The following is a 15,559-nucleotide window of genomic DNA, read 5'->3' as shown; positions in this document are numbered from 1 at the left end:
TGTTCGATCAATCGTATGCCAATGGGAGCCTCCATGAGTGCCGTCACCCGTGCCGCCGTCGAAGGCGTGCTTCGTCAGTACACCGACCCTTATCTGAACCAGGACCCGGTCAGCGCCGGCTGTGTGCGTGCCATCGACATCCAGGGCGGGCAGGTCGCTGTGCAGCTGCAACTGGGGTATGCCGCCGGCTTGTTCAAAAATGGCTGGGCGCAGGTGCTGCAGACCGCAATCGAGAACCTAGACGGTGTCAGCTCGGCCCAGGTAACGATCGACTGCGTGGTCGCCGCGCACAAGGCGCAGGCCCAGGTGCCGGCCATGGCCAATGTCAAGAACGTCATTGCCGTGGCTTCGGGCAAAGGGGGCGTCGGCAAATCGACCACAGCCGCCAACCTGGCGCTGGCCCTGGTTCGCGAAGGTGCGAGGGTAGGCATTCTCGATGCGGATATCTACGGCCCCAGCCAAGGGGTGATGTTCGGCATCGCCGAAGGTACCCGCCCGCAGATCCGCGAGCAGAAATGGTTTGTACCGATCAAGGCGCACGGCGTGGAGGTCATGTCGATGGCGTTCCTCACCGATGACAACACGCCGATGGTCTGGCGTGGCCCGATGGTTTCCGGCGCGTTGCTGCAGCTGGTGACCCAGACAGCCTGGGATGACCTCGATTACCTGGTGATCGACATGCCCCCGGGGACCGGTGATATCCAGCTGACCCTGGCGCAGAAGGTGCCGGTGGCAGGTTCCGTGATCGTCACCACGCCGCAGGACCTGGCGCTGCTGGATGCCAAGAAAGGTGTGGAGATGTTCCGCAAGGTCAACATCCCGGTGCTTGGCGTGGTGGAGAACATGGCGGTGCACATCTGCTCGAACTGCGGCCATGCCGAACACTTGTTCGGTGAAGGTGGCGGCGAGAAGCTGGCCGCGCAGTATGATGTCGAGCTATTGGCTTCGCTGCCCTTGTCGATGCTGATCCGTGAGCAGGCTGACAGCGGCAAGCCGACGGCGATTGCCGAGCCGGAAAGCCAGATCGCCATGGTCTACCAGGAGCTCGCCCGTCAGGTGGGTGCGCGGATCGTGCTGCAGGAAGCGGCAGCACCGGCGATGCCGAGCATTACCATCAGCGAGGATTGAATAAGCGGGGGAGCCTGCGCAGCCTGCATGTGGGCGATGATGCAGCTCCACGGGCGACATGCCCCGCCGCATGAAATGCCGGGGCCGCTTTGCGGCCCTTTACGACCGGTCCGGCGCCCCGGCAAGGCTGCCCCTGCAAACGGCCATAAAAAAACCCGCCAGAAGGCGGGTTTTTTTTGAAAGCGAGGAAGCTAAATCGACTTAGGCGATTTGAACTTCTTCAGCCTGCATGCCTTTCTGGCCGCGGGTAGCGACGAAAGTAACAGCCTGGCCTTCTTTCAGGGTTTTGAAGCCGTCAGCTTGGATGGCTTTGAAGTGTACGAACAGATCGTCACCCGACTGAGGGGTGATGAAGCCGTAGCCTTTCTCGTCGTTGAACCACTTAACAGTACCGTTTTGACGGTTGGACATTTTTCTGTCTCCTTGGACAAAGTTGATAACGGTCAGGAAAAACCCTGCCCGGGACTGAGCGCAAAGAGAGCAGAAAATTCAGCGTTGGGCCGATCAGGATCGTGCATCAAACTAGAGATTCTCGGTGTCACGTGCAGCACAGTGGTGTCACCTTAACCCACTTTCCGCAACCTGCCAATCACCAAGATGGCCTTTGATGAAATTCAGATCGGCGGCGGGCGCCAAGCCCCGTCTGACGCGGGATGTGGTATGGAACTTTAACCTGAGCGCCGGGACCGGTAATATGCGCTTCTCGTTTTTTCACCTCGCAACTCTCAGGACACCCCCGCCATGAGCATCAAATCGGACAAGTGGATTCGCCGCATGGCGCAGGAACACGGCATGATCGAACCGTTCGTCGAGCGCCAGGTGCGCGGCGAGCACGACAGCCGGGTGATCTCGTTCGGCGTCTCCAGCTACGGTTACGACGTGCGTTGCGCCGACGAATTCAAGGTGTTCACCAACATCAATTCGGCCACCGTCGACCCGAAAAACTTTGACGCCGGCAGCTTCGTCGACGTCAAGAGCGATGTCTGCATCATCCCGCCGAACTCCTTTGCCCTGGCCCGCACCGTCGAATACTTCCGCATTCCGCGCAACGTCCTGACCATCTGCCTGGGCAAGAGCACCTATGCCCGTTGCGGCATCATCGTCAACGTCACCCCGCTCGAGCCAGAGTGGGAAGGCCACGTGACGCTGGAGTTCTCCAACACCACCACCTTGCCGGCCAAGATCTACGCCAATGAAGGCGTGGCGCAGATGCTCTTCCTCGAATCCGATGAAGAATGCGAAGTGTCGTACAAAGACCGTGGTGGCAAGTATCAGGGCCAGCGCGGCGTCACCCTGCCACGCACCTGAGCCGACGAGCGCGGGGAATTAGTTTTCGCTCGGGTACTCCAAGCTAATGAACAGTGCCGCCATGCATGATGCGTGGCGGCCCTCGTCAGGAGTTGCCCATGAAACTCGATCCCGTAATCAGTGCGAAGCTGGCTGTGCTGCAGCCCAACCAGATCGGCTTGCTGGCATGGTCCCTGCTGGCCCATCCTGCCCCGATGCATCTGGGCGGCGTACCAGGTCAGCCCGACCCGGATACCCCGCAACCGGCCCAACCTGGCGACACGCCGCCCATGGAGCCGGGTGAGCCAACCCTGCCCGACGAACCTCCACCTGCGCCGGTGGCATGAACGCTCGATGAGATCAGACTTGCAGGGCCCAGACTTGATCTGTGCCCGCAAGGTAGATGCGACTCCCTAGGCCGGGCTCGACAGTCCATCCCCCGGTGAATTCACCGAACGCCGGTAGCAGGCTGACCTGCTGGTCCATCAGGAAGCAGGGCAGCCTGAGCCGCTGACGAGCGCGCCCGCGCAAGACGAATACCGGATGCACATGGCCGCACAGCACCGGGTGATCAGGGTGTGCGACCGGTTCGTGCTGGAGCGCGAACGGTGCCAGTAGCCAAGGTTCTTCCTCCACTTCAATGTCCAGCTGGGCTGGTGGATCGCCGGCATGGCGGTCATGGTTGCCGCGTACCAGCACGATGCGCAAACCGCAGTGCTGTTCTCTCCAGGCCTGTAACTGAGCCATCGTTGCAGGCGCGTGCGCCGTTCGGGCGTGCAGGAAGTCGCCAAGAATGATCAATTGTTCGCACTCACAGGCTGCCAGCAGAGCGTCCAGGCGCTTGAGCGTGGTTTGGGTGGTACCGCGCGGCACGGGTTGATGCAGTGCGCGGTAACTGGCGGCTTTGCCGATATGCACGTCAGCGACCAGCAACGCTCGCCGGGCAGGCCAATAGAGCGCGCGGTCCGGCATCAGCCACAGTGTTTGCCCGCAATGCTCGATGACCAGGTGCGTACTCATGCCTTCCTGCTCGCTGCTTGTTCAAGGTCCGCGACCATGCGCGCAATGCGATCGGCCAGTTTCTCTGTGGTCAGGGTCTCACGCATGCCTTCGACCAGTAACGTGAAAGCCAGTGGCCCGGGCCGTTGCAATTCACGCACATCCAGGCGCAGCTTGCTCATCCTGGCCAATTGACCTTGCAAGCGTTCGACCTCCAGTTCCTCACGCAGCACCTCATCCCGCGCCTGGCCAAGCAGTAGGTTATCGGCGTCATGCTTGCGAAACACCTCGTAGAACAGCCCGCTGGAGGCCTGAATTTGTCGGGTGCTTTTCTGCGCGCCCGGGTATCCGCCGAACACCAGCCCGGAGATCTGGGCGATTTCGCGAAAACGCCGCAAGGCCATTTCACTGGCGTTCAGGCTAGCCAGTACATCGTCCAGCAAGTGTTCGGTGGACATCGCTGCGGGCAGGTGGCCTGCCCAGTCCACAGGGGCCGGGCTAAGCAGTTCGAAGCCGTAGTCGCTGACGGCAATGGATACCGATAGCGGTTGGTTGCGGCTGACTCGCCAGGCAATCAGGTTGGCCAGACCAAGGTTGGCCATGCGGCCGGCAAACGGGTAGACAAACAGGTGCGAGCCTTGGCGTGTGACAAGGGTTTCGGCCAGCAGCGTCTGCGTGGTAGGCAAGGCCGACCACTGGCCTTGGAGTGCGAGCAAGGGCCGCACCGTGCGCATTTCTCGATCATCGAAATGGCCGCGGGCTGCGGCGTCGAGTTTCTCCACCAGGGCATCGGCCAGTTCGCTGGACAGCGGCATGCGCCCGCCATTCCAGCGGGCTACGGCGGCTTTACGGGCGGTGCTGCGGCGTACATAAGCGGTCATGTTCTCCACCCTCACAAGCTCGAGTATCCGCCCGGCGAACACCAGGGTATCGCCTGGACGCAGGCGGGCGATGAAGGCTTCCTCGACACTGCCCAGATGCTTGCCGCCGCCGCCTTTGCTCCAATACTTGAGCTGCAGGCTGGCGTCGCTGACGATGGTGCCGATGCCCATGCGGTGGCGCCGCGCCAGGCGCTCGCTGACGACCCGCCACACGCCATCGCTGTGGGCCTCGACGCGCTGGTAATCGGGGTAGGCACTGAGCGAGCTGCCGCCGTGGCAGGCAAAGTCCAGTGCCCACTGCCACTGGCTGTCGCGCAGATCGCAAAAAGCCCAGGTGCTGCGTACCTCGGTGAGTAGCTCAGCGGGGCGAAAGCCGCCGCCCAACGCCATGCTGACCAGGTGCTGAACCAATACATCCATGCACAGGCGCGGGGAGCGACGGGCCTCGATATGGCCCGCCGCAAGTGCACTGCGAGCGGCTGCGGCCTCGACCAGCTCCAGGCTGTGAGTCGGCACCAGGGTGACCCGTGACTGGCGCCCCGGGGCGTGCCCGGAGCGCCCGGCCCGTTGCATCAGGCGGGCGACGCCTTTGGCCGAGCCAATTTGCAACACCCGTTCCACGGGCAAAAAGTCTACTCCCAGGTCCAGGCTGGAGGTACAGATCACTGCCTTGAGCGTGCCCTGCTTGAGGCTCAGTTCCACCCAGTCGCGGGTTGCGCGGGCCAGCGAGGCGTGGTGCAGGGCAATCTGCCCGGCCCAGTCGGGACGGGCGTCAAGCAGGGCCTGGTACCACAGTTCGGCTTGGGCACGGGTGTTGGTGAATACCAGGCTGCTGGCGCTGCTGTCGAGCTCCCGGGCAACCTGAGCGAGCATCTTCAGGCCCATGTGCCCGGCCCAGGGAAAGCGTTCGATGGTCTCGGGCAGGAGTGTGTCGACGACCAGGCGCTTGTCCTGGCGGCCCTTTATCAGTTGGCCACCCTTTGGCACCAGTACCTCGAGCGCATGCGGCAGGTTGCCCAGGGTGGCAGACAGCCCCCAGGTCACCAGTTGCGGATGCCAGCGACGCAAGCGTGCCAGGGCCAATTGCAGCTGTACGCCGCGTTTGTTCCCGAGCAGTTCGTGCCATTCATCCACCACGACCATGCGCAGGCTGGCGAAATCATCGCAGGCATTCGCACGCGTCAATAGCAGGGTCAGGCTCTCGGGTGTGGTGATCAATGTACTCGGCAGGCGCCGGGCCTGGCGGGCGCGCTCGGTGCTGCCAGTGTCGCCGCTGCGCACGCCGACACTCCAGTTCAGGTCAAGGTCGTCCAGCGGCGCTTGCAATGCGCGTGCGGTATCGGCCGCCAGCGCGCGCATGGGGGTAATCCACAAGACCTGCAATGGCGCCGGCTGACGCCCTGCGCGCGGCTTGGCGAAGGTGCGCAGTGCCGCCAGCCAGAGGGCGTAGGTCTTGCCGGCGCCGGTACTGGCATGCAGCAGCCCCGACTCGCCACGGCCGACTGCGGCCCAGGCTTGGCGCTGGAAGGCGAAGGGCTTCCAGCCGCGCATGCGAAACCAGGCATTGGCAATGTCAGGAGGGCTTGGCATGGGGCCGTCGGGTCCTTCGAAGGTTGTGCTTCTACTGACCACCGGCCCGGCGGTTTGGTTTTACCGGGTCAGTTGGCCAGCAGGTAGCCGCTGCGACACACCTGTTCACCGGCGACATGTGCAATGACCATGCCCGTCGTGGCCATGCGCCGAACGCTGCGGGCATACAGCAGGCCAGGCTGGCGGTTGTGCACGGCAGTCACCCGGTCGCTGAGCGGGTCGATGACTTCAGCGACCAGTTGCCCGGCTTCCAGATACTGACCGGGGCGGGCGTGATACACCAGCAGCCCGCCCAGCGGGGCCGATATCGGCTCGACGGCGGCCAACGGGGTCGCAGCCCGGGGCAGGGGTGGCAAGGGCACTGCAGGGCCTTCGATGACTCCGGCGTGAATCAGGTAATCGAGGATCGCCTGGCAGTCATGGCTGGCCAGGTCATGGCTGACATCGGCCTGGCCGCGCAACTCGACAGTTACCGACACGCTACCCAAAGGGATCGGGAAACGCTTGCCGAAGCGTTGCTGCAACTGCCACCAGACCAGGCTGAAGCATTCGTCGAACGACTGCCCGCCGGAGTCGGTGGCCAGCAAACTGGCCTGTGCACCCAGGTAGCGAGCCAGCGGCTCGACCTGAGGCCAGGCTTCCGGGGTGGTGTAGAGGTGTTCTACCGCCTCGAAGTCGCAGTGCAGGTCCAGGACCAGGTCGGCATCGCAGGCCAGCCGCTGCAGGGTCAGGCGCTGGGACTGCAAGGGGGTGTGTGCCGGGTGTGCGTCCAGGCCACGGCGCAGGTACTCGCGAATCAAGGCAAGGTTGTGGTCGGCGTCCTGGGTCAGATGGCCCTCCACCTGGTCGCCAATGCTGTCGGAAAGGTCGACGAAGTTGCGGTTGAAGTTCTCGCCGCTCTGTAATTCGAAACGACCCAGTGGTGCGTCCAGCATCACTTGCTCCAGGCCTACCGGGTTGGCCACCGGCACCAGGACGATTTCGCGGCGCAGGCGCCCTTGCTGCTCCAGTTCGGCCAGGCGACGCTTGAGGTGCCAGGCGACCAGCATGCCGGGCAACTCATCGGCATGCAGCGAGGCCTGTATGTACACCTTGGCGCCACCGCGCGGGCCGAAGTGGAAGCTGTGGAGTTGGCGAATGATGCCCGGTACGGGCGAGAGCAGGTCGTGTGTCGAATGGTGCATGGTGGTCCTGGCTGCGTGGCGAAAACGGTCTGCGACACGGGTCGGCACAAAGATAGAAGCATAATTTTAGCCAGTATGCTTCACCGTGCTGCCTTCTTCAGGCCAGCAGTGCCTGCAGGGTCGCCAGGTCATCGGCCTCCTCCACAGGTTTATCCAGGCGCCAGCGCAGCATGCGCGGAAAGCGCACGGCTATGCCGCTCTTGTGCCGTTTTGACAGGGCGATGCCCTCGAACCCCAGTTCGAACACCAGGGTTGGCTTGACGCTGCGCACCGGTCCGAAGGTCTCTACCGTGGTCTTGCGAATGATTGCATCGACCTTGCGCATTTCTTCATCGCTCAGGCCCGAGTAGGCTTTGGCAAAAGGCACCAAGGCACGCTCGGGGTCGCCGGGTGGCCCGCTCCAGACCGCGAAGGTGTAGTCACTGTACAGGCTGGCCCGCCGGCCGTGGCCGCGCTGGGCATAGATCAGCACGGCATCTACGCTGAACGGGTCGATCTTCCACTTCCACCACACCCCCATGTCCTTGGTCCGGCCCACCCCGTACAACGCATCGCGCTGTTTGAGCATCAGGCCCTCGACGCCCAGGCTGCGCGATCGTTCGCGCTGGATGGCAAGCGCGTGCCAAGTCTGCCCTTCGAGCAGAGGCGAAAGCAGTACCGGGGCCAAGGGATAGCTTTCCACGACACGCTGCAATTGCTGGCGGCGCTCATGTTGGGGGCGGCTACGCCAGTCCTCGCCTTGCCATTCCAGCAAATCGTACGCCTGCAATACCACCGGCGCATCGGCCAGCAGCTTCTTGCCCAGCGTCTTGCGGCCAATGCGCTGCTGCAGTAGTGCGAAAGGTTGCACGGCCAGTGCTTGGTCGTTACCCGAATCAGGCTTCCAGACCAGGATCTCACCGTCGAGCACGACGCCGTCGGGAAGGTTCTGCGCCAGGCTGTGCAGTTCCGGGAAGCGGTCGGTGACCAGTTCTTCGCCGCGTGACCACACCCACACCTGGCCATCGCGCTTGACCACTTGTGCGCGGATGCCATCCCACTTCCACTCGATCTGCCAGGCGCTGGGCGGGCCGAGCAGGGCGTCGAACTGTTCGATGGGGGCCTGCAGGGCATGCGCCAGGAAGAACGGGTATGGTTGGCCACCACGTTGGCTATGTTCGTCGGCCGATTCAGCGGCGATCAGCTTGTGGTAACTGTTGGCTGTCGGGCGATGGCTGATGTCGGTATAGCCCACCAGGCGCTGAGCTATGCGTTTGGCATCCAGCCCCGCCAGCTGCGCCAGTGCCCGGGTGACCAGCAGCTTGGACACGCCCACGCGAAAGCTGCCAGTGATCAGCTTCAGGCACAGCATCAGGCTGGGGCGATCCAACTGTGCCCACAGTGGCGGCAGGCGCTGCTGGACCTCTTCGGCGGGCAGCCCACGCAGTGGCAGCAGATGGGCTTCGACCCAATGGGCCAGCCCGCTCTCGCTACCTTGCTGGTTTTCAGGCAGCAACAAAGAGATGGTTTCCGCCAGGTCGCCCACGGCCTGATAGCTCTCTTCGAACAACCAGCCCGGCAGCCCGGCCAATGCCGTTGCCAGCTCGCGCAGCACCCGGGTGGGCACCAACTGCCGTGGCCGGCCACCGGAGAGAAAATAGACAGCCCAGGCGGCATCCTCGGCGGGGGCTGCGGCAAAGTAGTCGCGCAACGCTTGCAGTTTGGCATTGCTGGAGGTGGTGGCATCCAGGCGCAGGTAGAGTAGGGCAAAGGCCTTCATGCCTCAGCCTCCATTGCTGGAGTGTCGTCCTCGTCACCGTACTCGGTAACGAACGCTCGGGCATCGAGGCCACGTTCGCAGAGGTAGCGTACCAGCACATTGACCGAGCCGTGGGTGACCATGACCCGCTCGGCGCCGGTCTGTTCGATGGCCCATAGCAGCCCAGGCCAGTCTGCATGGTCGGAGAGTACGAAACCGCGGTCTACGCCGCGCCGGCGTCGGGTGCCGCGCAGCAGCATCCAGCCGCTGGCGAAGGCATCGCTGTAATCACCGAAGCGACGCATCCAGCTGCTGCCGGCGGCAGAGGGGGGCGCCAACACGATGGCCTGGCGCATGAGCGGGTCATTACGGGGAATATCACCGGCATAAAGGGTTTGTGGCAGGTGTACACCGCCCTCTCGGTATACCTGGTTCAGCGGCTCGACTGCGCCATGTACCAGGATCGGCCCGATGCTCGGATCCAGGCCATGGAGGATTCGTTGAGCCTTGCCGAAGGCATAGCAGAACAGCACGCTGGCCTTGCCCTGCTCGCGATTGGCCCGCCACCATTCATTCACCCCCGCAAATACCTGTGCCTGGCTGGGCCAGCGGTAGATGGGCAGGCCGAAGGTCGACTCGGTGATGAATGTGTGACAGCGCACTGGCTCGAACGGAGCACAGGTGCCATCCGGCTCGACTTTGTAGTCCCCGGAGGCAACCCAGACTTCGCCTTCATGTTCCAGGCGCACCTGTGCCGAGCCCAGTACGTGCCCGGCCGGGTGCAGGCTCAGGGTGACGCCGTGGTGGCGGATACGCTCGCCGTAGGGCAGGGCCAGTAGGTCGATATCCTGGCCCAGGCGGCTGCGCAGGATGCCGGCCCCAGGGGCTGCGGTCAGGTAATGAGTGTTGCCACGACGGGCATGATCGCCATGGCCGTGGGTGATGATGGCGCGCTCCACGGGCCGCCAAGGGTCGATGTAAAAATCACCGGGCGGGCAGTAAAGGCCTTCGGGACGGGCGATGACGAGGTCCATGGCGATGCCTGGCAAGAGGGCTTACAGGCTCAGAGCATCAGCGGGGTGTGGAAGTTCGCGTGGTGTTGGCAGCCAGCCCTGCACGTCAGGGCTGGCTGCGGGCTATTCAGCGCAGGGCCATTTTCCAGGCCGCGCCTTTGGTCTGTGCCACGCTGATTTTTTCGGCGTAGGCGATGTTCTTGATGAAGCCGCCATGCACCAGCCGTGGGGAGGTATGGAAGTAGTCCCAGGTGGTGGTGCCGTCATGGCTCTGCAGGTCTTGACTGTCGTAAGGGATTTCGAGGGTGACTGGCGACGCGGTTGCTGGCGTCGAGAAATCGCCGTCGATCATGCTGTAGCCTGCCTTGTCGTTACCGACCCACAGCTGAATGTCAATGGTGCTGCCCTGCGGCACGGCCAGCGATGCAGGCCAGGACACTTCGATCGTGAGGGTTTCTTTGCTCATGCTGAACATCCTTTTTTGATGGGTTGACCGCACTCGCTGTCTGAACGAGTGCGGCAAGAAAGGATGCTAAGCGCCGAGGCTTGAGGGATGCAGATGGAAACGCTGGGCCTACCGGCCTGGCACCAGGGTCAGCCGCTGGTTGCCATAGGCCCGGGCAAAATGCTGCGGCTGTACTGGCAGGCTCATGAACCGGCCCTTGAACCAGGCATCGAGCCCGTCGCTGTAATGGGCACTGGCCGGGTTACCGGATTGTCCGGTGCTGGTCAGTACCTGTAGTGGTTCTGCCTGGCCAAAGTCGACGATCATGCGTGCCGAGGCCGGCAGGCGGGTGTCGAAATCGCTGCCCCACGCATAAGGCGTCAGGGCCAGGGTGCTGAAGTCACCGCCAGCCGCCTGTGGCGATCGGCTGAGCGCATCGCCCAGGCCGTGGTAAGCAGGGGCAGGCCAGCGATATTGGTGCAATTTGCCCCATTGCCAGGCGCGGCGATCGGCACCCAGCTGGGCTGTACCTGCATCCACGGCAGCGGCCAGGCTGCGGGCCAGGATGGCCGGTTTGTCTTCCTTCTGCGCCGTGGTGCGATCATCCCAGAACGGGCTGTCTTCGCGGCCAAGCAGGTGGTCTGCCTGGGCCGAGTAGGACAGGCGCGCATTGCTGACGAACGCCTGCCAGGCAGTGCCGGATTGCGGGCCGAGGTCGTCGAGGAAGGTCTGGAGCGCCACTTCCTGTAGGAACAGCTCATACAGCGCGGCATCCGCTGATACCGGGCTCAGGCGACCATCGAACGCCTTGAGGCGGGCCAGCGCGTCGCGGGCCTTGTCGCGCTGGGCGGCTGGTAGAGCGTCGATCGCTTGCTTGAGCGGCTGGGCCATGCCAGGGGCGTCGAACATCTGCTTGAGCTTGTCGGCCAGCAGCGTCTGCTGGTCGTTTTGCAGGGCCATCAGGCTGCGGCTGTCGTGACGGCCATTGCCGGCCAGCTGGCCCAGGCGCTCGGCGCGTTCGGGGTAATACCAGGTGTTGGACCGCTGCATGCCGTAGCCGCGTGGCAAGCTGCGCTGGTTGGCATGGGCGATCCAGCCGGCCGGCGGGTCCTGGTCGTAGGGGTGCAGCATCGGGTCGGCGTAACCGTCCCAGTCGTAGTGACCCTCCCAGCCCGGAGATGGCAGCAGGCCCTGGCCCTCACGGCGGTTCGGGTAGCGGCCGCTGACTTGCCAGCCAATGTGCTCAGGTTCGGCAAACACGAAGTTGAGTGCGGCAGCCGCCACCTCGCGGGTGCTGTCAAACGCGCGTTCCACGGTTTGCGCTCGGGTCAGGTCGAACAGCGCATCCAGGCTGCGATCACCCTTGGGCTGCGGCAAGTTAAGGGCCAGCCCAAGGCTGGGGCTGCCGGTCTGGGCGAGCAGGGTACCGTGGCGGGTGTCGTACATCACTTCGCGCAGCGGGCGTTGGCCACGGACGAAGAAGGTTTCGCTGCGTGCGCGAGCCGGCAACCACTTGCCGTCGGCCAGGTAGCTGACCTGGCTGCCGTGATGGCGCAGCCGTTCCAGGTACAGGTCCTGGTTGTCGGCCATCACCGCGCTGCTGCTCCAGGCCAGCTTGCCGTTGTAGCCGGCCAGGACGATGGGCAGGCCCGGCAACGACAGGCCTGCAACCTGGTACTTGCCGGTGTGGATCTGCACCGGGCTCAGGGCCCATGCTGCGCGGCTGTCGCTTGCCAACAGGCTTTTTCCGCTGCGGCTGCGTTGCGGGCCCAGGGCCAGGTTGGCCGAGCCCGGGCTGCCGAGCAGGTTCAGGTCGGCGAGCTTCTGGCTGGCGGCTGCCAGCGCAGCCAGGCCCGGTAGTTGGCTGCTCAGGTTCAGACCCTTCAGCTTGTCCGCCTCAGCTTCAGCCAGGGGTTCGTCTGGCGCGCCAGGCAGCAGCCAAGGCAGCTTATCGCTGCCGACCTTTTGCGCCAGGGTCAGGGCGCTGAGTTCTTCCTGCAGGTTCACCGACTGGCTGAAGGCATACAGGCTGAAGATCAGCGCCGAATCCTCGGGCTTCCAGTATTCCGGGCGGTAGCCGCTGCTGGCGAGGTTGGCCGGCAGTTTGTCGCGGTAGCGGAACAGGTAGGCATTGACCCCGCGGGCGTAGACTTCGAAGAAGCGCTTGAGCCGGGGCGAAGCATCGGCGTACAGCTGGGTGGCGTTTTGCTTGAGGTTGGCGGCGCGCATCAGGCGGTCGATGTCCAGCGCCTCGCTTCCGGCCAGTTCCGCCAGGCGGCCCTGGGCCAGCAGGCGCATGGCGAGCATTTGCCCTATACGGTCGCCGGCGTGGACGTAGCCGAGGCTGAACAGTGCATCATGGAAGCTGCTGCTTTCGATCAGCGGTGCGCCCATGGCGTTGCGGCGCACCGAAACATTCTGCGCCAGGCCTTTGAGCGGCTGAACGCCGGTGGTCGGTGGCACACTGTCCTGATAGCCGCCCATCTGGCAACCGGCAAGCCCGAGCATGCCGAGCAGCGTGGCAGCGGTGGCGAACCGTGGGCGGAAGGGAGGAAGGACGGGGGCGGCCATGACAAGGGCTCCTGCAAGGCGTGGCGGGGTTCGAATGGCGCTAAGGTAGTGAGCGCGCAGGCGCCGTGCAAGGTGCGGTGAAGCTTTATTTACCAGCGGTCGGTAGCTTCAAGCTGCATGAGGTGCGGGCCTGCATTTTCCTGCAACTTGAAGCTTGCCGCTTGAAGGCTTGATCAGGCCCCGTGGCACTTCTTGAATTTCTTTTCGCTGCCGCACGGGCACGGGTCGTTGCGGCCGACGTCCTTCAATGCATTGCGAACCGGCTCCTGATGGCCGTGATTGCAATGCGGGCCGTGCACATGGCCGTGGTCGTGATCGTGGTGATGATCGTGTCCGTGGTTGCAGTCGGGGCCATGAACATGGGGTTGTTGGGTCATTGCAGGGTTACTCCGGTAAGAAATCACCGGGGATTATCTCACCACTGCGCGATAAGTGCAGGTCCCGGTGGATGATCAGCCCGGTCTCGAGTTCGCCCTGCAAGCGGTAGTGCAGCGGCTGCTCGCTCTTGAGCAGTTTGGCCAACGGCTTGAGCTGGCGCCACAGATTGGTCCGCGCAGTGATCTTGAAGGTGCGCCGGGCATGCCCGCCGACACTGCGCCAGACACTGGCCTGATCCTCTACCAGCATCAGGTCGTTGAGCCAGACCGAATAAGCCAGGTTACGAATGAACAGGCGGCTGTCATTGGGGTTGTCGACACGCAGGTGCAAGACGAACTCCTGCTCCAGCAAGCGCGCCTTGACTGTTTCGACCTTGACCAGGTGCACCTGCGGGTCGCGCCAGTCATCGTCACCCCATATCGCGCAACCCGCCGGCAACGTCAGCAGAGCGCTGAGCAGGAACAGGCGGGCCAGGGCGATCACGCTCAGTTACCGACGTAGCCGGCGCAGCATTTCTTGAATTTCTGCCCGCTGTTGCAGGGGCAGGGGTCATTGCGGCCAGCCTTGAGCTCGACGGTCGGGTCGATGAAGTACCAGCGCCCGTCATGCTGCACGAAGGCGGAGCGCTCGCGGTGCTGGTGATCACCCTCCAGATCGTGCCAGCGCGCCGTGAACGTGACAAAGGCATGCTCAGGCTGGCCTCCGAGCACCTCGGCGTTCTCCACCTCCAGGCCAAGCCAGGTGCTCTGGGCGCTCCAGGCCGCAATCGCGTTGCGATCCAGACCCGTCTGCTGGGCTGGCAAGGTGGTGCCTACCAGGTAATCGATCAGGCCGAGCACGTAGGCGCTGTAGCGCGAGCGCATCAGTGCCTGGGCATCCGGTGCCGGGGTGCCGGCGTGGTAGTGCCCGCAGCAGGCGTCCAGCAGGTTACCGCTGCCACAGGGGCAAACCGAGACACTCATTGATCACCACCAGTACTTGCCGAAGTTTTCAGGGTTGGCCCAGAACCTGGCGTTGAGCCAGTCGGGGACCTGCTTGTAGTCATGTAGATCATAGGTGAACAGGCTCAAGACCTGCTCGTCGCGTCGGAATTTCTCGCTGGCCGACAGGGCCAGGGCAAAAAAATCGGTCTCCTGCCAGCCACAGGCGTGCAGGTCGGCCAGCACGGCGACACGGCTGGCGTTGAGGTTGCGGATGCCACCCAGCAGTTCCAGGCCAGCGCGTTTGGGCAAATGTTCCAGGCAGTCCACCAGCAATGCCAGGTCGAAGCGTTGTGCGGCAACATGCGCTGCAAGCGCGCCTGGCTGGCACGTCTCGATCGTCACCTGCGGATGTGCCTGGGCAAACGCCTCCAGGGCAGGAAAACGCGTGCCTACCAGCAGCAGACGTTGCGGGGTGAAGCGCTCCAGCAGGGCCGCCAGGGCCTGCTGGGGTGTGCGTTGGGAAAAACCGTCGGTCATTGCCAATCCTCGTTCAGGTCTTCCAAGACTAACGGGCTGTCGGCCGTGGGCAAAGCACCGTATGACCCTGTCGTGGCTTATTGGTGGCAGGGATGAGATGCGCGGTCTTTACTCCCATGGATCGGCCTTATGCCGATTCCCCCTAGGAGAAGCTACGAAATGAGCATAGTACGCACAGCGATACCCCTGGTACTGCTCACCAGTGTGTTGACTGGTTGTGCAGGTTTGCAAAAAACCGACTGGCCGAAGTGTGCTGCCGTCGGGGGTGTGGGCGGCGCTGCCCTGGGCGCCATCGAAAGCTCCAGCTGGGCTGGCTGGGGTGCGTTGCTGGGCGGTGGCCTGGCAGCTGGCTACTGCTGGGCCAACGGCGATGGTGACGAGGATGGCGATGGTGTGCCGGACAGCCGTGACAAGTGCCCAGGTACTCCGCGTGGTGTGCAGGTCGATGCCAATGGCTGTCCGCCCGAGCCGGCGCCTGTGGTCGAGGAAGTCGTGGTACAGAAGGAGGAAGTCATCGTCATCCGTGACGTACACTTCGAGTTCGACTCTGCGCGCCTGACCCCAGCCGACAAGGAACGCCTGAACACCATTTCCACACGCCTGAAGCAGGAAGCGCCGAGCGCTCGTCTGAGCGTCACCGGCCACACCGACAGCGTGGGCTCCGACAGTTACAACCAGAACCTGTCCGAGCGCCGTGCCCACTCGGTGACCGATTACCTGGTCGAGAGCGGTGTACCACGCGCCAGCTTCGTGTCGGTGGTCGGTGCCGGCGAAACCCAGCCTGTAGCGGACAACGCCACAGCCGATGGGCGTTCGATGAACCGTCGCACCGAGATCAAGATCGAGCGCTGACGGCGTGCGCCCGCGCCTTGAGAAGTGGCGCGG

Annotated in this window: 16 protein-coding genes; 4 read left to right on the top strand and 12 right to left on the bottom strand. The window is 63.7% G+C overall.

Annotated features, from left to right (window positions below):
- The first annotated feature begins 33 nt into the window (after positions 1-33).
- The gene (apbC, locus tag ACEWE8_RS18455; protein WP_046787748.1) at positions 34-1,128 is read left to right on the top strand and encodes an iron-sulfur cluster carrier protein ApbC; all 1,095 of its coding nucleotides are present in this window, start codon (positions 34-36) and stop codon (positions 1,126-1,128) included.
- 201 nt (positions 1,129-1,329) lie between these two features.
- On the opposite strand, the gene ACEWE8_RS18450 is transcribed toward apbC, so the two are convergent.
- Positions 1,330-1,539, bottom strand: a complete 210-nt coding sequence (locus ACEWE8_RS18450) for a cold-shock protein (protein ID WP_012273869.1) — start codon at positions 1,537-1,539, stop codon at positions 1,330-1,332.
- A 330-nt stretch (positions 1,540-1,869) separates the two neighbouring features.
- On the opposite strand from ACEWE8_RS18450, the gene dcd reads away from it, so the two are divergent.
- Positions 1,870-2,436 carry a dCTP deaminase gene (dcd, locus tag ACEWE8_RS18445; RefSeq protein WP_012313046.1) on the top strand — a complete coding sequence of 189 codons (567 nt, stop codon included), beginning with the start codon at positions 1,870-1,872 and terminating at the stop codon, positions 2,434-2,436.
- Between the two features lie 98 nt (positions 2,437-2,534).
- A complete protein-coding gene (locus ACEWE8_RS18440) occupies positions 2,535-2,762 on the top strand; it encodes a hypothetical protein (RefSeq protein ID WP_046787747.1) in 228 nt (75 codons plus the stop codon).
- Between the two features lie 13 nt (positions 2,763-2,775).
- On the opposite strand, the gene pdeM is transcribed toward ACEWE8_RS18440, so the two are convergent.
- The 11 genes from pdeM to ACEWE8_RS18385 all read right to left on the bottom strand — a co-directional run bounded on the left by pdeM (position 2,776) and on the right by ACEWE8_RS18385 (position 14,674).
- A complete protein-coding gene (pdeM, locus tag ACEWE8_RS18435) occupies positions 2,776-3,435 on the bottom strand; it encodes a ligase-associated DNA damage response endonuclease PdeM (protein WP_046787746.1) in 660 nt (219 codons plus the stop codon).
- Entirely contained in the window at positions 3,432-5,885 is a 2,454-nt protein-coding gene (locus ACEWE8_RS18430) for a ligase-associated DNA damage response DEXH box helicase (protein WP_046787745.1), read from the bottom strand. The genes pdeM and ACEWE8_RS18430 overlap by 4 nt, the downstream gene beginning before the upstream one ends.
- A 68-nt stretch (positions 5,886-5,953) precedes the next feature.
- Entirely contained in the window at positions 5,954-7,069 is a 1,116-nt protein-coding gene (locus tag ACEWE8_RS18425; protein ID WP_046787744.1) for a succinylglutamate desuccinylase/aspartoacylase family protein, read from the bottom strand.
- Between the two features lie 97 nt (positions 7,070-7,166).
- Positions 7,167-8,828 (bottom strand): ATP-dependent DNA ligase, encoded by a 1,662-nt coding sequence (locus ACEWE8_RS18420; RefSeq protein ID WP_046787743.1) that lies wholly within the window; start codon positions 8,826-8,828, stop codon positions 7,167-7,169.
- Complete coding sequence (locus ACEWE8_RS18415) at positions 8,825-9,841, bottom strand: ligase-associated DNA damage response exonuclease (RefSeq protein ID WP_046787742.1); 1,017 nt, start codon at positions 9,839-9,841, stop codon at positions 8,825-8,827. The genes ACEWE8_RS18420 and ACEWE8_RS18415 overlap by 4 nt, the downstream gene beginning before the upstream one ends.
- Positions 9,842-9,947: 106 nt before the next feature.
- Entirely contained in the window at positions 9,948-10,286 is a 339-nt protein-coding gene (locus ACEWE8_RS18410) for a hypothetical protein (protein WP_046787741.1), read from the bottom strand.
- A 108-nt stretch (positions 10,287-10,394) separates the two neighbouring features.
- Positions 10,395-12,836, bottom strand: a complete 2,442-nt coding sequence (locus ACEWE8_RS18405; RefSeq protein ID WP_395589342.1) for a penicillin acylase family protein — start codon at positions 12,834-12,836, stop codon at positions 10,395-10,397.
- 173 nt (positions 12,837-13,009) lie between these two features.
- Positions 13,010-13,213 (bottom strand): SEC-C metal-binding domain-containing protein, encoded by a 204-nt coding sequence (locus ACEWE8_RS18400; RefSeq protein ID WP_012313055.1) that lies wholly within the window; start codon positions 13,211-13,213, stop codon positions 13,010-13,012.
- A gap of 7 nt (positions 13,214-13,220) precedes the next feature.
- Positions 13,221-13,697: an LEA type 2 family protein gene (locus tag ACEWE8_RS18395; protein WP_046787739.1), complete on the bottom strand. Its 477-nt coding sequence runs from the start codon at positions 13,695-13,697 to the stop codon at positions 13,221-13,223.
- Positions 13,698-13,699: 2 nt separating this feature from the next.
- Entirely contained in the window at positions 13,700-14,176 is a 477-nt protein-coding gene (locus tag ACEWE8_RS18390) for a YchJ family protein (RefSeq protein ID WP_046787738.1), read from the bottom strand.
- Positions 14,177-14,179: 3 nt separating this feature from the next.
- Positions 14,180-14,674, bottom strand: coding sequence for a DUF6231 family protein (locus ACEWE8_RS18385; protein ID WP_046787737.1), 495 nt, complete (start codon positions 14,672-14,674; stop codon positions 14,180-14,182).
- 159 nt (positions 14,675-14,833) lie between these two features.
- Here ACEWE8_RS18385 and ACEWE8_RS18380 point away from each other — a divergent pair, with 159 nt between their 5' ends.
- On the top strand, positions 14,834-15,526 hold the full coding sequence (locus ACEWE8_RS18380) for an OmpA family protein (RefSeq protein ID WP_012313059.1): 693 nt from the start codon (positions 14,834-14,836) through the stop codon (positions 15,524-15,526).
- The last annotated feature ends 33 nt before the right edge of the window (positions 15,527-15,559 follow it).

Source organism: Pseudomonas sp. TR47, assembly GCF_044143025.1.
GTDB lineage: Bacteria > Pseudomonadota > Gammaproteobacteria > Pseudomonadales > Pseudomonadaceae > Aquipseudomonas > Aquipseudomonas putida_E.
Note: the sequence above shows the minus strand (reverse complement) of the source record. Positions and strands in the feature narration are given on the sequence as shown.